The organism is Enterobacter sp. PI-10, assembly GCF_027947695.1.
GTDB classification, from domain to species: Bacteria; Pseudomonadota; Gammaproteobacteria; order Enterobacterales; family Enterobacteriaceae; genus Enterobacter; species Enterobacter vonholyi.
This window is the reverse complement of record NZ_JAJNOG010000002.1, coordinates 352,424-370,565: the sequence shown is the minus strand read 5'-3', so window position 1 is coordinate 370,565 and position 18,142 is coordinate 352,424. Positions and strand designations below refer to the sequence as shown.

The window sequence follows — 18,142 nt, the reverse complement described above, 5'->3', positions numbered from 1 at the left end:
GCAGGTGTACGGATTCCTGTGGATATGTCCACCAGATGGATGTAGCTATCCCTGGGAAAAAACACCCATTATTTTCAGTCTTACTTTGCGCAACACTGCGCGTCTTTTATTAACTCAAATCGGGTAATTTTGCGGCAGCGTTTTTCTCTATTCCAATAAGCGGCATTAAATTATCAACCGCGGAAGCATAATTAATTGCCGAACTCCAGCCATCATACTCAGCGATTATTTTCGCCGAAGTAGCCTGCCAGACATCCTGCTCAACGCTGAGCAGATCGTTAATGCTCCTCTTGCTCAGGGTGTACTCATTTTTATAAACATCCCGGGCGCGCAGGGCATTTTCCAGCTGCTGCTTCCCGGCCTCCATTCTTCCCCGTGCGCCGGTCCAGTCCGCCTGCGCGACGGAGGCTTTTTGCAGGACGTCGAAACGCGCCTGATCGACCTGAGAGGAGGCCATCGCTCGTGCTCCTTCAGCCTGCCGCACTCGTGCGGAAACTGCGCCCCCCTGATAAAGCGGTGCGTCAATATTGAGCTGGATCTGGTCGTCCCAGTACGAACGATTGTCCGATTCATAACGGGTGCGCCCGCCCTTCAGGCTTAACGTCGGCCAGTGCTGGGACTTCGCCGTTTCCACGCCGTACTGGGCAGAGCGCTCCATGTTTTGCGCGGCCATAACCGCCGGTATCAGCGAATAATCAATGCGGTTGAGCGAATCAGGTTCAACCGCGAGGTTTGCGGGTACAGGCGAATAGTTTTCTGCCTGCATACCGGTTAATACCGCAAGCCGCGCGCGGGCGCTGTTTAAGGCGGCCTGATACTGTGCGACCGTCGCCTGCATGCCGGCAATACGCGTGCGGGTCTGGAGCTCATCGGAGGTCGAACTCACGCCCGCGTCGGCACGCAGCTTTGCCAGCTGCTCAACGTTTTTCAGCGCCTGAACGTTCTCCTTTGCCGCCTGCAGTAGATCGGCATAGCGTTTGACCTCGACGTAGCTCAGCGCCGTTTTTTCCGCCACGTCAGAGAGCGTGCCCATCAGCTGATAGCGATAGCTATCGCGCTGGGCCGAAGACTGGCTGATGCTGTTATTGGTCTTGCCAAAATCGTACAGCAGCTGCGTCAGGCTCAGCCCCCAGGCGGCCGAATTCTTCAGCGACCCGCTGGAATCGGTGGTCTGGCTGTGCCCTGTACTCCCGTTCAACGATATTTGCGGCATCCAGCCGCTGCGCGCTTCATCTATTTGTGCCTGGCCAATACCTAATTGTGCGGCCTGCTGACTAATAGACGGATCGCGATCGATAGCAAAAAGAATGCTTTCTTTTAAGGTTGTCGTGGCAACCGGGGCAATGCCCACCTGACTGCTATTGGCGTACGCCGTATTTATGGCTAATGAAATGAATGCCAGTGCTGCTGTAAATCGGCGTAACATAGGCTTTCGTAATATCGTCATTGTTATCTCCCTGACTCTGAGTGACACTGAAGCAATTACCCAAAAAGAGGTATAGATAATTAGACAAATATCTTATTTAGCATCCTTGCCGTATTTTAGGTAAAACTCCCCCATACCCATTTCCTCTGGAGATGAGATCTGCCTGCGTCTTATTTAAATTAAGAATTTACTTATTTCCTAAAGTGGTTAGCAGCATAACAAAATGTGTTATAGGCCACTACACCCCCAATGTTAAGGCGGTGTTACAATTAAGAAAAAACATGGGGTTTCTGGACAAAACTCTTAAAATGACCTTTCAGATGAAACATATAAACCGACTGTTATTTAAGGAAAATTCTTAATTTGCTCCCTGCACATTTTTGCGTTAATTTCCGCTCGGGTCAGACACAAAGATTTTCAAAGAAGTGTCAATTTAAGTAGCCAAACAGGCCCAATTAAAATTTAATGCCATTAATAAACTAATTAAAGCAATTAAAAACCGAACTATCACCATTTAACAGAATTAAAACCCAGACAATGATGGTGCAGTGGTTACATAACCCAAACTGTTAAATAAAACATAACAATAACATTATGATTAACATTCAAAACGGCTTGCTTATACCTTTTTAATAAAATTTTAATAATCACGCATCTGAATCATCACCGCACTCCCCGACATCAAAACGACATTGCCCTTTTCTCTGCGTTAAAATGCTGTATTATGCAAACTATTGCGACATTTTGCAGGATTGTACCCCATGCACAAAACCGCTCGTCAACGCTACGTTCTGGATATCCTGAGCGAGCAAGGCCAGGCCAGCATCACCGAGCTGGCCGAAAAGCTGCAGGTTTCAGCCGATACCATCCGTCGGGATCTGACCGACCTGGAGAACCAGGGCCTGGCGCAGAAGAACCACGGCGGAGCCATCGCGTTGAATCTCTCCGCCATGAACCGTCAGGGCCGCAATACGCTGCTGCCGGAGACCAAACAGCGCCTGGGTAAGCAGGTCGCACAGCAGGTTCCACCGGGCTCCACCCTTTTTCTGGATGCCGGGAGCACGGTGATGGCCGTCGCCACCTTTCTTCAGGGGCCGCTCACCGTCATTACCACGTCGCTGGATATCGCCCAGCACTTTAGCGACCGGGAAGACGTTGAGCTGATCCTGCTCGGCGGCAAATGGGACCACCAGCAGCGCCTGTTTGCCGGAAGCGCCACGTTATCTTTGCTGTCCCGTTATCGGGCAGATATCGCCATCCTCGGGGCGTGCGCCATTCATGCCGAACTCGGTCTGAGCGCCGGTAAAGAAGCGGATGCCGAGGTTAAACGCGCAATGCTGGACGCAAGCCACGTGCACTGGATTGTCGCCGATCATCTGAAAATTAACCGCTGCGAGCCGTATCTGGTTTCCGGGTTATCCAACATTCAACAACTCTTTTTAGATCGTCCCTGGCCTGAGCTTGGGGACCCTGGCGCATTGCAGGTCACGGTGTGCGCGAATTAACGTGGAGAAGGTCATGAGTAAAGTTCAAACAATCAACATTGCGCTGATCGGGTATGGATTTGTCGGGAAAACCTTCCATGCCCCGCTGATCCAGTCTGTGGACGGGCTTAAGCTGGCAGTTGTCTCTTCTCGCGATGAAGACAAGGTAAAACGCGATCTGCCGGACGTACAGGTGGTCGCCACCCCTGAAGAGGCTATTCAGCATCCTGATGTTGACCTGGTGGTGATTGCCTCCCCCAACGCCACGCACGCCCCGCTGGCGACGCTGGCCCTGAACTCGGGTAAACACGTGGTCGTGGATAAGCCTTTCACCCTCGACATGCAGGAAGCCCGCGACCTGATTGCGCTGGCGGAGGAAAAGCAGCTACTGCTCTCCGTCTTCCACAACCGCCGCTGGGACAGCGATTTCCTCGGCATTAAGCAGGTTATTGAGCAAGGCACGCTCGGCAAGGTCAAACACCTTGAATCGCACATTGACCGCTTCCGCCCGGAAGTGCGCGTGCGCTGGCGCGAGCAGAACGTCCCCGGGAGCGGCCTGTGGTTTGACCTGGGGCCTCATCTTATCGACCAGACGCTACAGCTCTTTGGCCTGCCGCAGTCGGTTCAGGGGAATATCGCGACGCTGCGCGACGGCGCAGAAGTTAACGACTGGGCGCACGTAGTCTTAAACTACCCGGAGCATAAGGTGATTCTGCACGCCAGCATGCTGGTGGCAGGCGGTACGGCGCGCTTTGCCGTCCACGGGGACAAGGGCAGCGTGGTGAAGGCCAGAATCGATCAGCAGGAAGCACAGCTGCTCGCAGGGGTGATCCCCGGCAGTGAGTCCTGGGGCGAAGACAGCGACAGTATGGTGTTCTTCGGCGCTGACGGCGCGCCGCAGACGATCCCTACCCCGAAAGGCGATCAGCGACAGTATTATATTAACGTGCGTGATGCGCTACGCGGGGAAATCGCCAATCCTGTCCATCCTGTTGAGGCATTAGCGGTGATGGCCGTGCTGGAAGCGGCGGTGAAGTCGTCGGAGACGGGGTCAACTCAGGGGCTGGCGTTAACTGCCGAAGAGCGTGCTTTGCTGGGTTAAAAAACAAGCCGGGTGGCGCATCGCCACCCGGCAAGCGTTAAAGACTACGAACGCTTTTTCGGCATCATGCGCAGAAGGGTATTATCTTTCCAGAAATAGTGGTGCATCAGCGCCGCCGCGGCGTGCAGGCCAATCACAAAATAGCCCAGATTTGCCAGCGTTTCGTGCCACTCTTTCAGCACATCAACCAGGTCAAAATTGGACTCTGCCGCATGCGGCATCGCCAGACCAAAAGCAAACCAGTCACTGCCCCGGTTATACATCATCACAATGCCAATCAGCGGCAGCGCAATAAACAGCAGATACACCACCAGATGCCCCAGATGGGACATCCCCGTTACCATCGCTTTTGGCTTCGGTTCAATCGGTGGCGCGCGGAACTTCAGGCGAACCAGAAGACGCGTTACCATCAGCACCAGGATACCGATCCCGCATGAGACGTGGATCATGTTGATCGCCGGGCGCGCGGTGCGCGGGAAGAAACCTCTGAACTCCATGGCGCAGTAGGCGACGATGATTAACAGAAACACCAGCCAGTGGATGCCGATTTGCAGGCTTGTATATTTAGTGCGCATGTGATTTCTCGATTAAAAACAGTTACCGCGCCAACATAATCCCCTTTCCTTAAAAATTCATTAACTTTTCTGTATGGTTTTTCAAATACTTCCTCCCGCATGAAGCATCTTCAATTGCCGCCCTGCCCGTGATGGTCTAAGCCTGGATGAGTTCAAACTGTCGCATCGACACGTTTACAGGAGAGCACCATGAGTAAAATTGGCATTAACGGCTTTGGACGCATTGGGCGCCTTGTACTGCGTCGCCTTCTTGAAACCCAGGACAGTAATACCGTCGTCGCCATCAACGACCTCACCTCCCCGAAAGTGCTGGCCTACCTGCTCAGGCATGATTCCAACTACGGTGGCTTCCCGTGGAGCGTGGACTTCACCGAGGATGCGCTGATTGTGGACGGTAAAACCATTGCGGTGTACGCCGAGAAAGAGGCGAAGCACATTCCGTGGAAAGCCGCAGGCGTGGATATCGTCGTGGAGTGCACCGGCTTTTATACTTCCGAAGAGAAATCACGGGCGCACCTGGACGCCGGCGCGAAGAAGGTGCTGATTTCTGCGCCTGCGGGTGACATGAAAACTATCGTCTACAGCGTGAATGACGAAACCATTGACGCCAGTGATACCATCATCTCCGTCGCCTCCTGCACCACCAACTGCCTCGCTCCGCTGGCGAAAGCCCTGAACGATGCGTTTGAAATTAAGGTGGGCACCATGACCACCATTCACGCCTATACCGGTACGCAGGCGCTGGTAGATGGCCCGCGCGGGAAAGACCTTCGCGCCTCGCGGGCGGCGGCAGAGAACATTATTCCGCACACCACGGGGGCCGCCAAAGCCATTGGCCTGGTGATCCCTGCGCTCAGCGGCAAACTGAAGGGCCACGCGCAGCGCGTGCCGGTAAAAACGGGTTCGGTAACCGAGCTGGTGGCCATTCTGGGCAAGAAAGTCACCGTTGAGGAGATCAACGCCGCGCTGAAAAAGGCGACGCAGGGCAATAAATCGTTTGGGTATACCGACGAAGAAATTGTGTCGTCAGATGTGATTGGCTCGCACTATGGTTCGGTGTTTGACGCCACGCAGACGGAGGTGTCAGAGGCGGGAGAACTTCAGCTGGTGAAAGCCGTTGCCTGGTATGACAACGAATACGGGTTTGTGACGCAGCTGGTGCGGACGCTGGATAAGTTTGCGGCGCTGTGATTTTTTCCCATCACCCTAACCCTCTCCCCAATGGGGCGAGGGAATTGTTCCGTGCTCAGATGATTTTTCGCGTCACCTTCAGGACCGGATCCTGCTGCAGCTGTTTCCATGCGGCCATGACGGCCACGGGGAATTCAACGTGAGCAATATAATCCCGCCCGGCCGGGCCATAGCCGTTGGCGTCATCATACAGGCGCGGCAGTTCCCCCAGAACCAGAGAAAGATAGCGGTCAACGGGCCACAGCCCGGTGTTGCCCTCACCGAATTCCACGCCCTCTTTTCCGTTTTGCAGCGTTGGCGTAAACCCGGGATGGCTGACCCACTGCGGTGAATCGGGCTCATCACGACACACGCGGGCAAACGTCGCCATCGTGCGGCGCTGCATCGTCGGATCCTGTACCACCAGCACCCGCCCGGCCGTTCGATGACGCTGTTTCATCATGTTCCAGCTAAAGCGCGCGTTTTCACCGCAGTTGGTGGATTGATCCTCAACCCACAGATGCGCCTGCGGGATCTGCCAGAACTCCCGCGCAATGTCGGCAAGAATGCTTGCTTCGGCCCGCCCTGCGACCGGTACGGTGTGGTAACGCGGATGACTAGCGATGGCAGCATATAAAAAGGTGGTCGAATGCCCGATGCCGCCGCTAATCAGGAGCGGGATTTCTCTCTGCGCGGCAATACGGCAGGCCGCGTCAATGGTTGGGATCACCGCGTTTCCAGCCAGAATCACCGCTTCTATCTCCGGGGCCTGACGCGTCACGCTCAGTTCGTCCTGCGCCAGCCATACGCCGACAGTATTGATGGCCGCCAGCGTGGCATCCGCCAGAAGGGGAAAATGGGGCTGAACCATGATGAACTCCTCACGTTGTTGAAGCGCCGAATTTATCATTTTCTGAAATAACCAGAAACATCCAAAAATCATCGGGTTGCACCTGCCTATTATGCTTTTGATTTCCAGCCTTACAAAACATTGTATTGTGCAGACGTTATGTAAAAGCACCCGGCGCTGCTTATTTCACCGTGATCTGACCAGTTTTATCCCCCCTTCGCTTGCCAAAAACAACATCCAACCCTAAGTTGCTTAACAATTTCACAACCTTTTTCATCATCACAGGTTGCACCTGAAGCGCGCCAGGTGACACCTCTCTCTCATCATCAACGTGGCGGGGTTTCAGGTCATGACAGAACATGAAAGTACGACGACGGTATTACGAAAAAATAAAAAGGTATTAATTGCCAGCCTTACCGGGAGCGCCATTGAATGGTTTGACTATTTTCTCTACGGTACGGCGGCCGCGCTGGTCTTCAATAAGATCTTTTTCCCGATGGTCGATCCGGTGATCGGTCTCATTCTCTCGTATCTCTCTTTCTCATTAACCTTTTTTATTCGCCCCATTGGCGGGGTACTTTTCGCCCATATTGGCGACCGTATCGGACGTAAAAAAACCCTCGTTCTAACCCTCTCACTAATGGGAGGTGCAACCGTCATGATTGGTCTGCTGCCCACGTATGAGATGATTGGCCTGTGGGCTCCCGCTCTGCTGATCCTGATGCGTATCATTCAGGGGATGGGCATCGGCGGTGAATGGGGCGGCGCGCTGCTGCTGGCCTATGAATACGCGCCAGAAAAACGTAAAGGCTTCTTCGGCAGCATTCCTCAGGCGGGGGTCACCATCGGCATGCTGATGGCAACCTTTATCGTTTCGCTGATGACACTGTTCAGCGAGGAGGATTTTCTCTCCTGGGGCTGGCGTATCCCGTTCCTGCTGAGTTCGGTTCTGGTGTTGCTCGGCCTGTGGATCCGCAAAGATATTGATGAAACGCCCGATTTTAAGAGAGTCAAAGCGTCCGGTCAGGTGGCTAAGGCCCCGCTGCGCGATACGCTGAAGCATCACTGGCGTGAAGTGCTGATCGCCGCCGGTCTGAAGGTGGTTGAAACCGCCCCCTTCTACATCTTCTCTACGTTTGTAGTGAGCTATGCCACCAGCACGCTGACCTATCAAAAATCACAGGCGCTGGAAGCCGTGACGCTGGGAGCTCTGGTAGCGACCATTATGATCCCGCTGATGGGGTTGCTCTCCGATAAAATAGGCCGTCAGCGCATGTACGCAATCAGCGTCTTCGTGCTGGGCCTGTTTATCGTACCGTGGTTTATGCTGCTCAATACCGGTACAACCTGGGGCATCGTGCTCGCGACGGTCATCGCCTTTGGCGTGCTGTGGGCCCCTGTCACGGCGGTGCTCGGCACGCTGTGCTCTGAAATTTTTAGTGCAAACGTGCGCTACACCGGCATTACGCTCGGCTATCAGCTGGGTGCCGCGCTGGCAGGCGGTACCGCCCCGCTGATTGCGACCGGCCTGCTGGCGAAATACGACGGCGACTGGGTGCCGGTGGCCTGGTATCTTGCCGTCACGGTAACCATTTCCTTAATCGCGATTTTCTGCGCCAGCCGCGTTAAGCGTGCAACACTCATCCAGGCGCAGCCCGAACGTCTCTGACCGTTCCCGGCCCGTCCTGCGGGCCGCTCTTTTTCCTTAAATTTCCCTTCACCATTTGATTAACATGCGTAAATCATATTCACTTGAATTATCATTTGCGGCAGACGTAGAATCGCTAGCCCGCTAATTATTCAATCATTTCTAAGGTAAACGACGTTATGCGCCTGCCCGAACGCGACCCTTATGCTCCTCGCGAGTGGCAGCCACATGAGAAACCCGCCCTGCTGGGTTCGCCCTCCACGCCCGAACACAGTACGCCAAAACGCATTGCCTACGGCGTCGTGGGCCTGCTGGTCTGCCTGACGGGGGCGCTGGGAAATGCGGTGGTGACCGCCAACCTGCAAAATCTGCAGGGGACCTTCGGCGCCTGGTCGACCGAAATCGCCTGGCTGCCCGCGGTTTACGTCATGACCAACATCTCTATCAACCTGCTGCTGGTCAAATTCCGCCAGCAGTACGGTCTGCGCGCCTTCACGGAAGGTTTTCTGGTGCTGTATGTGCTGGTGACCTTTTTCCACCTGTTCGTGAACGACCTCAGCTCGGCGCTGATGGTTCGCGCCGCGCACGGGATGGTGGCCGCCGCGCTCAGCTCGCTGGGGATTTACTATCAGATCCAGGCCTGGCCGGCGAAGCACCGCCTGAAGGCGCTGACCATCGGCATCACCGGATCGTCACTCGCCATCCCGCTGGCCCGCCTGTTTTCGACCGAGCTGCTGCAGCTGGACGAGTGGCGCGGGCTCTATTTCTTCGAGCTGGGGCTGGCGCTGATCTCCCTGGCCTGCGTCATCGCCTTAAAACTACCGCCGGGCGACCGGCGCAAGGTCTTTGAGAAAAAAGACTTCATCACCTTCTTTTTAATGGCCCCCGGGATGGCCCTGCTCTGCGCCGTGCTCTCCTTAGGCCGTCTTGACTGGTGGTTCGAAGCGCCGTGGATCGGCTGGTCGCTGGCGCTATCGCTGGTGCTGATTGTGGCTGCCATCGTCTTTGAACATAACCGTGCCAACCCGCTGCTGAACACCCGCTGGCTGTCGAGCGGCAGCATCGTTCGTCTGGGGCTGATCATGCTGCTGATCCGTATCGTGCTGGCAGAGCAAAACACCGGCGTCATCGGCTGGCTGCAGTACGTGGGATTACAGAATGAGCAGATGACCCACCTGGCGTGGTCCATTTTCGCCGGGATCGTCTGCGGGATCGTCACCAGCTGTCTCACCATCAAGCCCACCAAACTGGCGTGGCCAATTATTACCTCCCTGGCGCTGATGATTGTTGCCTCGCTGCTGGACAGCCAGTCTAACAACCTGACCCGCCCGGATCAGCTGATGGTAAGCCAGTTCCTGCTCGGCTTCGGCAGCGCCTTCTTCCTGGCGCCCGCCATGCTGGCCGCCATTGGCGGCGTGATCGCCGACCCGCGCAACCTGGTCAGCTTCTCGGTGATGTTTGGCATGAGCCAGAACCTCGGCGGCCTGCTGGGCTCCGCGATCCTCGGTACCTTCCAGACCTGGCGAGAGAAATACCACTCCAGCCTGCTGGCGGACCAGCTCACCACGCTCAACCCGCTGGTCAACGAGCGAATTCAGCTTTATACCCAGATGTATAAAAGCCTGATTGGCGACAGCGCGCTGCTGGGAACCCAGGCGATAACGCAGCTGCAAACGGTGACCGCGCTGGAGGCGAATATTCTGGCTTATAACGATACTTATCTGCTGACGGCGAGCATCGCTGCCGCCACGCTGGTCTGGATTTTATGGCGCTTGCTGCGCCTGCGCATCACTGCCCGTCTGGCGCTGAAGAACGCCACCGGCAACAAATAATTAAAATATTTCTGGAGAGTTTATGAGTCAGCAGGATGCCGCCAAAGAGCAGGCCAACACCCGCAAAAATGTGCGCATTGTTTCCGTTTTCACCGCCGCTGCCATCGGTATTGTCGGCGTACTGGTAATCCTTTATGCGTGGCAGCTGCCGCCGTTCACTCGCCACGCGCAGTTTACCGATAACGCCTACGTGCGTGGCCAGACGACGTTTATCAGCCCCCAGGTGAATGGCTATATCACCGAGGTGAAGGTTCAGGACTTTGTGCAGGTCAAAAAAGGCGACCTGCTGCTGCAGATTGATGACCGCATTTATCGTCAGCGCGTACATCAAGCCGAGGCACAGCTGGCGATGAAAATTGCCGCCCTCAATAACAACCTGCAGCAGCGTAAAAGCGCCGAAGCCGTCATCGCAAAAAATGACGCGGCGCTGAAAAACGCCCGCGCCCAGAACCTGAAAACGCAGGCGGATTTAAAGCGGGTGAAAGAGCTGACGTCTGACGGCTCGCTTTCCATTCGCGAGCGCGACGCGGCGCTGGCCAGTGCCGCCCAGGGCAGTGCCGACATCGACCAGGCGAAAGCCGCCCTTGAGATGTCGCGTCAGGATCTGCAGACGGTGATTGTGAACCGCGGCGCGCTGGAGGCGGATGTCGAAAACGCGAAAGCGGCGCTTGAGCTGGCGCAGATTGACCTGCTAAACACCCGCATCGTGGCGCCGCGCGACGGCCAGCTCGGCCAGATCGCCGTGCGTCTCGGGGCGTATGTGACCGCAGGAACCCATCTCACCACCCTGGTGCCGCCTCAGCACTGGGTCATTGCGAATATTAAAGAGACTCAGCTCGCAGAGCTGCGCGTCGGCCAGCCGGTGAAGTTCACCGTAGATGCCCTGAACAACAAAGCGTATCAGGGCCGCGTGGAGAGTATTTCCCCGGCGACCGGCGTGGAGTTCAGCGCCATCACGCCGGACAACGCCACCGGCAACTTTGTCAAAATCGCCCAGCGTATTCCGGTGCGTATTGAGGTGCTCGGTCAGCCTGAGGACTCCGCCCTGCTGCGTCCGGGCATGTCGGTACAGGTGACCATTGATACGCGGGAGGCGAAGTAATGATCCTTCGCCCGATTGCCGCGCTGGCGGCGGCGGTCATGCTGGCCGGATGCCAGTCCGCAGACGTAAAACCGGCGCAGCCGACGCTGCAAATTCCTGCGCAGTGGCGCACCGTCTCCGGCCCTGCCAGCCCGGCGGAGCAGCTCTGGTGGCGCAATTTTCATGACAACCACCTCAACCGCTATGTGGATCAGGCGCTTAAGAATAACAGCGACGTGCTGATCGCCCGCGAACGAATTAACGAGTATCAGGCGCGGGTCTATGCGGCTGACGGGAGCCTGTTTCCTTCGCTCGACGCGGGCGTAACCGGGACGCGCGCCCGTTCGCAGTCCGCCGCGACCGGGCTGCCGGTCTACGGCACGCTGTACAGAGGTAGCCTGACGGCGAGCTATGACGTGGATATCTGGGGCGTCAACCGCAGCACGGCCAATGCCGCCGAGGCCTCGCTGGCGGCGCAAAAAGCCGCCGCCGCGGCCGCGGATTTGACCGTTGCCTCCTCCGTTGCATCCGGCTACGTCACCCTGCTCTCGCTTGACGAACAGCTGCGCGTGACCGAATCCACGCTGAAATCGCGCGAAGAGGCGTTTAACCTCGCGAAACGTCAGTTTGAGACGGGCTACAGCTCACGCCTGGAGCTAATGCAGTCGGATTCCGAACTGCGCTCAACGCGGGCGCAGGTGCCCGTGCTGCAGCACCAGATCGCACAGCAGGAGAATGCCCTCAGCCTGCTGCTGGGAAGCAATCCCGGCGAGGTGGCGCGCAGCGAAAGCTTTGAGGCGCTGACGCCGCTGACGCTGCCGTCGCAGCTGCCTTCTGCGCTCCTGAACCGCAGGCCGGATATCGTCCAGGCCGAACGCCAGCTGGTGGCGGCGGATGCCTCGCTCGCGGCGTCGCGCGCCAGCCTGATGCCGTCGATCAACCTGACCGCCACCGGATCGGTTCAGGATCGCACCCTTTCCGGCCTGCTGGACAACCCGCTTCAGCTCTGGAGCGTCGGGGGCAGTATTCTCGCCCCGCTGCTGAACCGCCAGGCGCTGAATGCGCAGGTGGATATTTCCCAGTCCCAGCGTAACCAGGCGCTGTACGCCTATGAAAAAACCGTGCGTAACGCGTTTGCCGAAGTGAACAACAGCCTTGATGCGATAAGTCGCTATCAGGAACAGCTGAAGGAGCTGCTTGCCCAGCAGGAGGTGGCCCAGGAGACGCTGCGCATTGCGCAGAACCGCAATCGCAACGGCTACTCCTCTTATCTGGACGTGCTGGACGCGCAGCGCACGCTGTACTCGGTTCAGACCAGCGTCGTGCAGGTGAAAAACAACCTGATGCTTGCGCAGATTGATTTGTATAAAGCGCTGGGCGGTGGCTGGAATAGCGCGTAAACCCGGTTTGGGCGCTGATGCCCTCACCCCGGCCCTCTCCCACAGGGAGAGGGAGAAAACCCAAGGAGTCAATCTATGCAACAAAAATGGTCTGCCGTAGATAATTACATGATTTCTTCTCTTATCTCTGACGATGACGTACTGAATCTGGTTCTGGAAAACAACAAACGCGCCGGGCTCCCCGAGCACGACGTAGCGGCCAATCAGGGGCAGCTGCTGGCGCTGTTCGTGCGCATGACGCAGGCAAGACGTATTCTTGAGATTGGGACGCTGGGTGCCTACAGCTCAATCTGGATGGCGCGCGCGCTGCCGCCGGACGGTAAGCTGATTACGCTTGAGGCCGATCCGACGCATGCCGGGGTTGCCCGCCAGAATATTCACCTCGCGGGGCTAGACGAACGCATTGAATTAATTGAAGGCCCGGCCCTGAGCTCGCTGGAGAATTTCGGCGAGGTTCCGCCGTTCGACCTGATCTTTATTGATGCCGATAAGCCAAACAATCCCGGCTATCTGGAGTGGGCGCTGCACTACTCCCGCCCCGGCACGGTAATTATCGGCGATAATGTGGTGCGTGACGGCGAGGTAATCAACGGGGAAAGCGACGACGCGCGCGTGCTGGGGGTGCGGCGTTTTATTGAGATGATAGGGGATAATCCGCGTTTAACCGCCACCGCGCTGCAAACGGTGGGGGTTAAGGGATGGGATGGGTTTACGCTGGCGATTGTGAACGGGTGAAAATTGTGCGGGCTGATGCCCTCACCCCGACCCTCTCCCACAGGGAGAGGGAGAAAACCCGGCAAGGGTTTAACCGGAAATCTGCTCCATCGCCTGCAGAATACGCTTATCCGAAATCGGATACGGCGTACCGAGCTGCTGGGCAAAGAAGCTGACGCGCAGCTCCTCGATCATCCAGCGGATCGCCTGCACGTCTTCATCGTCGCGGCGGGCAGGCGGCAGTTTGTTGAGCCACTGCTGCCACGCCTGCTGGACGCTCTCCACTTTCAGCATCTGCGCGCGATCGCGGTGCGGATCGATGGCCATCTTCTCCAGCCGTTTTTCAATCGCCTGCAGATAGCGCAGCGTATCGCCGAGACGATTGAAGCCGTTGCCGGTCACAAAGCCACGGTACACCAGTCCCGCCATCTGCGCTTTAACATCCGACAGCCCCAGCGCCATGGTCATATCCACGCGCCCCTTCAGGCGCTTGTTGATATTGAACACGGTGGTGAGGATCTGCTCGACCTGTTTGGCAATCTCCACCACGGTGTCGTTCAGCTCCGCACGCACCTTTTCATGCAGCTGGGCAAAGCCCTCTTCCGTCCAGACCGGGCCGCCCGCCTCGTGGATCAGTTTGTCCACGCCGCAGGAGATGCAGTCGTCAATCAGATCCAGCACCTTGCCGTACGGGTTAAAGTAGAGCCCCAGCTTGGCCTTGTTCGGCAGCTTCTCGTGCAGATACTTGATCGGCGACGGGATGTTGAGCAGCAGCAGGCGACGCAGCCCGCGCCACATCATCTGCTGCTGTTCCTGCGGGTTATCAAACAGTTTGATCGCCACGCTGTCGCGCTCGTCCACCAGCGCAGGCCAGGCTTTCACCTTATAATTGCCGCGCTTCTGCTCGTAGCTTTCCGGAAGCTGGCCAAAGCTCCAGATATGCAGCCCGCTCTGCTCGATGCCGTCGTCGGCCACCGCAGAGAGCGTCTCCTGGACTTTGCCTTTCAGCGCCTCTTTCAGCTCGCTCAGCGAACGCCCTTCCAGCAGCTTTTTGTTTTTATCGTCCACCACGCGGAAGGTGATTTTCAGGTGATCGGGCACCTGATCCCAGTTCCAGTCGTCGCGGTCGATGGTCGTCCCGGTCATGCGGCGGAATTCACGCTCCAGCGCGTCCAGCAGCGGCAGCTCCAGCGGCGTGACGCGGCCCAAAAACGCTTCCGCGTAGTTTGGCGCAGGCACAAAGTTGCGGCGCACCGGTTTCGGCAGGGATTTGATCAGCGCAATCACCAGCTCGCGGCGCAGGCCGGGGATTTGCCACTCGAACCCGCTCTCGTCCACCTGGTTTAACAGCGGCAGCGGAATGTGGACGGTCACGCCGTCCGCGTCTGCCCCTGGCTCAAACTGATAGGTCAGACGCAGCTTGAGGTTGCCCTGATGCCAGAAGTTCGGGTAGTCGAGCTTGCTGACCGACTCCGCTCCCTCTTTAATCAGCATGCTCTTTTCAAAGTTGAGCAGGTCCGGCGTCTCTTTGCTGGCCTTCTTCCACCAGCTGTCGAAGTGGCGGGCAGAGATAACATCGTGGCTGATGCGCTGGTCGTAAAACTCGAACAGCGCTTCATCATCCACCAGGATGTCGCGGCGGCGCGATTTATGCTCCAGCTCTTCCACTTCGGCGCGCAGCTTCAGGTTTTCACGGAAGAAGGCGTGCCGCGTCTGCCAGTCACCCTCCACCAGCGCGTGGCGGATAAACAGCTCGCGGCACAGGGCCGGATCGATCTGGCTGTAGTTGACCTTACGCGCGGCGACCACCGGCAGGCCGTAAACGGTCACTTTCTCGGTCGCCATCACCGCGCCCTGCGCGCGCTCCCAGTGCGGTTCACTGTACGAGCGCTTAAGCAGATGCTGCGCCACCGGCTCCACCCATTCCGGATCGATACGGGCCGCAATGCGTCCCCACAGGCGGCTGGTTTCCACCAGCTCCGCGACCATGGTCCACTTCGGCGGCTTCTTGAAAAGGCCGGAACCCGGGAAGATGGCGAAACGGGCGTTGCGCGCGCCGGTATACTCCTGCTTCTCGGCGTCCTTCATTCCAATGTGGGACAGCAGGCCGGTCAGCAGCGCGATATGGATTTCGCGGTACTCCGCCGGTTCGCTGTTCACCGGAATGCCCAGCTCTTTCACCACCTGGCGCAGCTGGGTGTAGATATCCTGCCACTCGCGCACGCGCAGGTAGTTGAGGAAATCCACGCGGCACTGGCGGCGGAACTGGTTCGAGGAGAGCGCTTTCTGCTGCTCGCCGAGGTAGTTCCACAGGTTCACGAAGGCGAGGAAATCGGACTCTTTGTCGTGGAAGCGGCGGTGCTTTTCGTCCGACGCCTGCTGTTTGTCCATCGGACGCTCGCGCGGGTCCTGAATGGAGAGAGCAGAGGTGATGATCATCGCCTCGCGCACGCAGCCGTGCTTTTGCGCTTCCAGAACCATGCGCGCCAGACGCGGGTCGACCGGGAGCTGGCTGAGCTGGCGGCCCAGCGGCGTCAGCTTATAAACCGTCGCCTGCTCGTCGGTGGTAATCGCCCCGAGCTCTTCCAGCAGACGCACGCCGTCCTGAATGTTGCGTTTGTCCGGCGCTTCGACGAACGGAAACGCCGCGATGTCGCCCAGCCCCAGGGCGGTCATCTGCAGGATAACGGACGCCAGGTTGGTGCGCAGAATTTCCGGGTCGGTGAATTCCGGGCGCGACAGGAAATCGTCTTCGGAATAGAGACGAATACAGATCCCTTCCGACACGCGGCCGCAGCGGCCCTTACGCTGGTTAGCGGATGCCTGGGAGACCGGCTCAATCGGCAGCCGCTGGACCTTCGTGCGGTAGCTGTAGCGGCTGATGCGGGCCGTGCCCGGGTCGATAACGTATTTAATCCCCGGCACGGTCAGCGAGGTTTCCGCCACGTTGGTCGCCAGAACGATACGTCGCCCGCCGTGCGGCTGGAAGACGCGGTTCTGCTCGCTGTTGGACAGACGGGCGTACAGCGGCAGGATCTCGGTATGGCGCAGGTCGCGCTTGCTGAGCGCATCGGCGGTGTCGCGGATTTCGCGCTCGCCGCTCATGAAGATCAGAATGTCGCCCGCGCTTTCGTTACCCAGCTCGTCAACGGCATCAAAAATGGCCTGCAGCTGGTCGCGCTCGGTATCATCCGCCTCTTCCACAATCGGGCGATAGCGCACTTCCACGGGGTACGTGCGTCCTGACACCTCGACGATCGGCGCATTGTTGAAGTGCTTCGAGAAGCGCTCCGGATCGATGGTCGCGGAGGTGATGATGATTTTCAGATCCGGGCGGCGCGGCAGCAGCTCTTTCAGGTAGCCGAGCAGGAAATCGATGTTCAGGCTGCGCTCGTGCGCTTCGTCAATGATGATGGTGTCGTACTGCATCAGCAGGCGATCCTGCTGGATTTCCGCCAGCAGAATACCGTCGGTCATCAGCTTGACCATGGTGTTATCGCTAACGTGGTCGCTGAAACGGACCTTGTAGCCGATGCAGCCGCCCGGCTCCGTCTGCAGCTCTTCGGCAATACGGTTGGCAACGGTGCGCGCCGCCAGACGACGCGGCTGGGTGTGGCCAATCAGGCCTTTGATCCCGCGGCCCAGCTCCATACAGATTTTCGGCAGCTGGGTGGTTTTCCCCGAACCGGTTTCACCCGCGACAATCACCACCTGGTGGTCGCGGACGGCCTCAAGGATGTCCTGTTTTTTCTGGCTGACGGGCAGGTTTTCCGGGTAGGTAATCGCCGGGCGCGCGGCTTCGCGCAGCAAGACTTTCCCTGCCGCCTGTTCAATCTCTTTCGCCATCTCCTGGTAAATGGCCTGCTGAGCATCAGGATTTTTAACCTTCTTAACGCCGTGCAGACGGCGGGCGAAACGCTGTTTGTCGCGCAGCATCAGAGAATCGAGCTGTTGCAGGATCATCGGGAAGGTGAATTTTTGTTGTTCTGTCATAGCGTTAAAGGGCATTACACGCCCTGATAAATTCTCTTTTTAATGATTGCTATAGAGTACCACAATGACGCCTTTCGCGCCTTATTCAAAAAATTCGAACATAGGCTTCGATATATTGCGCTATCTCTATGGCAGGATTGTGAATAGAGTGTCAACAAGCAACGGGGCAACCCCCTTCAATCAAATGCAAAAACAGGAATCACCCATGAGCAAAGTATTAATTTTGAAATCCAGCATTCTGGCAGGGTACTCTCAGTCTGGTCAGCTGTCTGATTACTTCGTTGAACAGTGGCGTGAACAGCATTCTGCTGACGAAATCACCGTGCGTGACCTGGCTGCAAACCCAATTCCTGTGCTGGATGGCGAGCTGGTTGGCGCGCTGCGCCCAAGCGATGCACCGCTGAGCCCACGTCAGCAGGAAGCCCTGGCGCTCTCTGACGAGCTGATTGCCGAGCTGCAGGCGCACGACGTTATCGTCATCAACGCCCCAATGTACAACTTCAACATCCCTACCCAGCTGAAGAACTACTTCGACCTGGTGGCGCGCGCTGGCGTAACCTTCCGTTACACCGAGAATGGCCCTGAAGGTCTGGTGAAAGGCAAACGTGCGATCGTACTGACCAGCCGTGGCGGCATTCATAAAGACACCCCAACCGACCTGGTTGCGCCGTACCTGAGCCTGTTCCTGGGCTTCATCGGCATCACTGACGTGAACTTCGTGTTCGCAGAAGGCATCGCCTACGGTCCTGAAGTGGCGACCAAAGCGCAGACCGACGCGAAAGCCGCTATCGACAGCCTGGTTGCAGCGTAAGACTTCACCCTCTCACCGCCCGGTGGGAGGGTTTTTCTTTTCTCCCGCATTTCGTT

The 18,142-nt window shown here is 57.4% G+C and carries 13 protein-coding genes; 9 read left to right on the top strand and 4 right to left on the bottom strand.

Translation table 11 applies throughout. The annotated features are described in order from the left end of the window. Window positions 1–109: 109 nt before the first annotated feature. A complete protein-coding gene (locus tag LRM19_RS06305; RefSeq protein WP_133294365.1) occupies window positions 110–1,447 on the bottom strand; it encodes a TolC family outer membrane protein in 1,338 nt (445 codons plus the stop codon). A gap of 740 nt (window positions 1,448–2,187) precedes the next feature. On the opposite strand from LRM19_RS06305, the gene LRM19_RS06300 reads away from it, so the two are divergent. Together LRM19_RS06300 and LRM19_RS06295 are read left to right on the top strand one after the other, a co-directional pair. After that, the gene (locus LRM19_RS06300; protein ID WP_115875010.1) at window positions 2,188–2,931 is read left to right on the top strand and encodes a DeoR/GlpR family DNA-binding transcription regulator; all 744 of its coding nucleotides are present in this window, start codon (window positions 2,188–2,190) and stop codon (window positions 2,929–2,931) included. Window positions 2,932–2,944: 13 nt separating this feature from the next. Then, window positions 2,945–4,012: an oxidoreductase gene (locus LRM19_RS06295; RefSeq protein ID WP_271367834.1), complete on the top strand. Its 1,068-nt coding sequence runs from the start codon at window positions 2,945–2,947 to the stop codon at window positions 4,010–4,012. Window positions 4,013–4,056: 44 nt separating this feature from the next. On the opposite strand, the gene cybB is transcribed toward LRM19_RS06295, so the two are convergent. Beyond that, window positions 4,057–4,587 (bottom strand): cytochrome b561, encoded by a 531-nt coding sequence (gene cybB / locus LRM19_RS06290; RefSeq protein WP_115875008.1) that lies wholly within the window; start codon window positions 4,585–4,587, stop codon window positions 4,057–4,059. 189 nt (window positions 4,588–4,776) lie between these two features. Here cybB and gap point away from each other — a divergent pair, with 189 nt between their 5' ends. Next, window positions 4,777–5,778, top strand: coding sequence for a type I glyceraldehyde-3-phosphate dehydrogenase (gene gap, locus LRM19_RS06285; protein ID WP_115875007.1), 1,002 nt, complete (start codon window positions 4,777–4,779; stop codon window positions 5,776–5,778). A 55-nt stretch (window positions 5,779–5,833) separates the two neighbouring features. Here the strand turns inward: gap and LRM19_RS06280 are convergent, their stop codons facing one another. Continuing rightward, a complete protein-coding gene (locus tag LRM19_RS06280) occupies window positions 5,834–6,628 on the bottom strand; it encodes a YdcF family protein (RefSeq protein WP_271367833.1) in 795 nt (264 codons plus the stop codon). Window positions 6,629–6,956: 328 nt separating this feature from the next. Between LRM19_RS06280 and LRM19_RS06275 the strand changes: the two genes are divergently transcribed. The 5 genes from LRM19_RS06275 (at window position 6,957) to LRM19_RS06255 (ending at window position 13,303) form a co-directional block, all read left to right on the top strand. After that, window positions 6,957–8,276: an MFS transporter gene (locus LRM19_RS06275; RefSeq protein ID WP_248174042.1), complete on the top strand. Its 1,320-nt coding sequence runs from the start codon at window positions 6,957–6,959 to the stop codon at window positions 8,274–8,276. A gap of 158 nt (window positions 8,277–8,434) precedes the next feature. Next, window positions 8,435–10,087 carry an MFS transporter gene (locus tag LRM19_RS06270; protein WP_061715208.1) on the top strand — a complete coding sequence of 551 codons (1,653 nt, stop codon included), beginning with the start codon at window positions 8,435–8,437 and terminating at the stop codon, window positions 10,085–10,087. Window positions 10,088–10,109: 22 nt separating this feature from the next. Continuing rightward, window positions 10,110–11,189 (top strand): HlyD family secretion protein, encoded by a 1,080-nt coding sequence (locus LRM19_RS06265; protein WP_271367832.1) that lies wholly within the window; start codon window positions 10,110–10,112, stop codon window positions 11,187–11,189. Then, window positions 11,189–12,568 carry an efflux transporter outer membrane subunit gene (locus LRM19_RS06260; protein ID WP_271367831.1) on the top strand — a complete coding sequence of 460 codons (1,380 nt, stop codon included), beginning with the start codon at window positions 11,189–11,191 and terminating at the stop codon, window positions 12,566–12,568. The genes LRM19_RS06265 and LRM19_RS06260 overlap by 1 nt, the downstream gene beginning before the upstream one ends. Before the next feature lie 75 nt (window positions 12,569–12,643). Next, window positions 12,644–13,303, top strand: a complete 660-nt coding sequence (locus LRM19_RS06255) for an O-methyltransferase (RefSeq protein ID WP_271367830.1) — start codon at window positions 12,644–12,646, stop codon at window positions 13,301–13,303. A gap of 69 nt (window positions 13,304–13,372) precedes the next feature. On the opposite strand, the gene hrpA is transcribed toward LRM19_RS06255, so the two are convergent. Next, window positions 13,373–17,275, bottom strand: a complete 3,903-nt coding sequence (gene hrpA, locus LRM19_RS06250; protein WP_271368225.1) for an ATP-dependent RNA helicase HrpA — start codon at window positions 17,273–17,275, stop codon at window positions 13,373–13,375. 205 nt (window positions 17,276–17,480) lie between these two features. Between hrpA and azoR the strand changes: the two genes are divergently transcribed. Further along, window positions 17,481–18,086, top strand: a complete 606-nt coding sequence (azoR, locus tag LRM19_RS06245) for an FMN-dependent NADH-azoreductase (RefSeq protein WP_271367829.1) — start codon at window positions 17,481–17,483, stop codon at window positions 18,084–18,086. Window positions 18,087–18,142 lie beyond the last annotated feature (56 nt).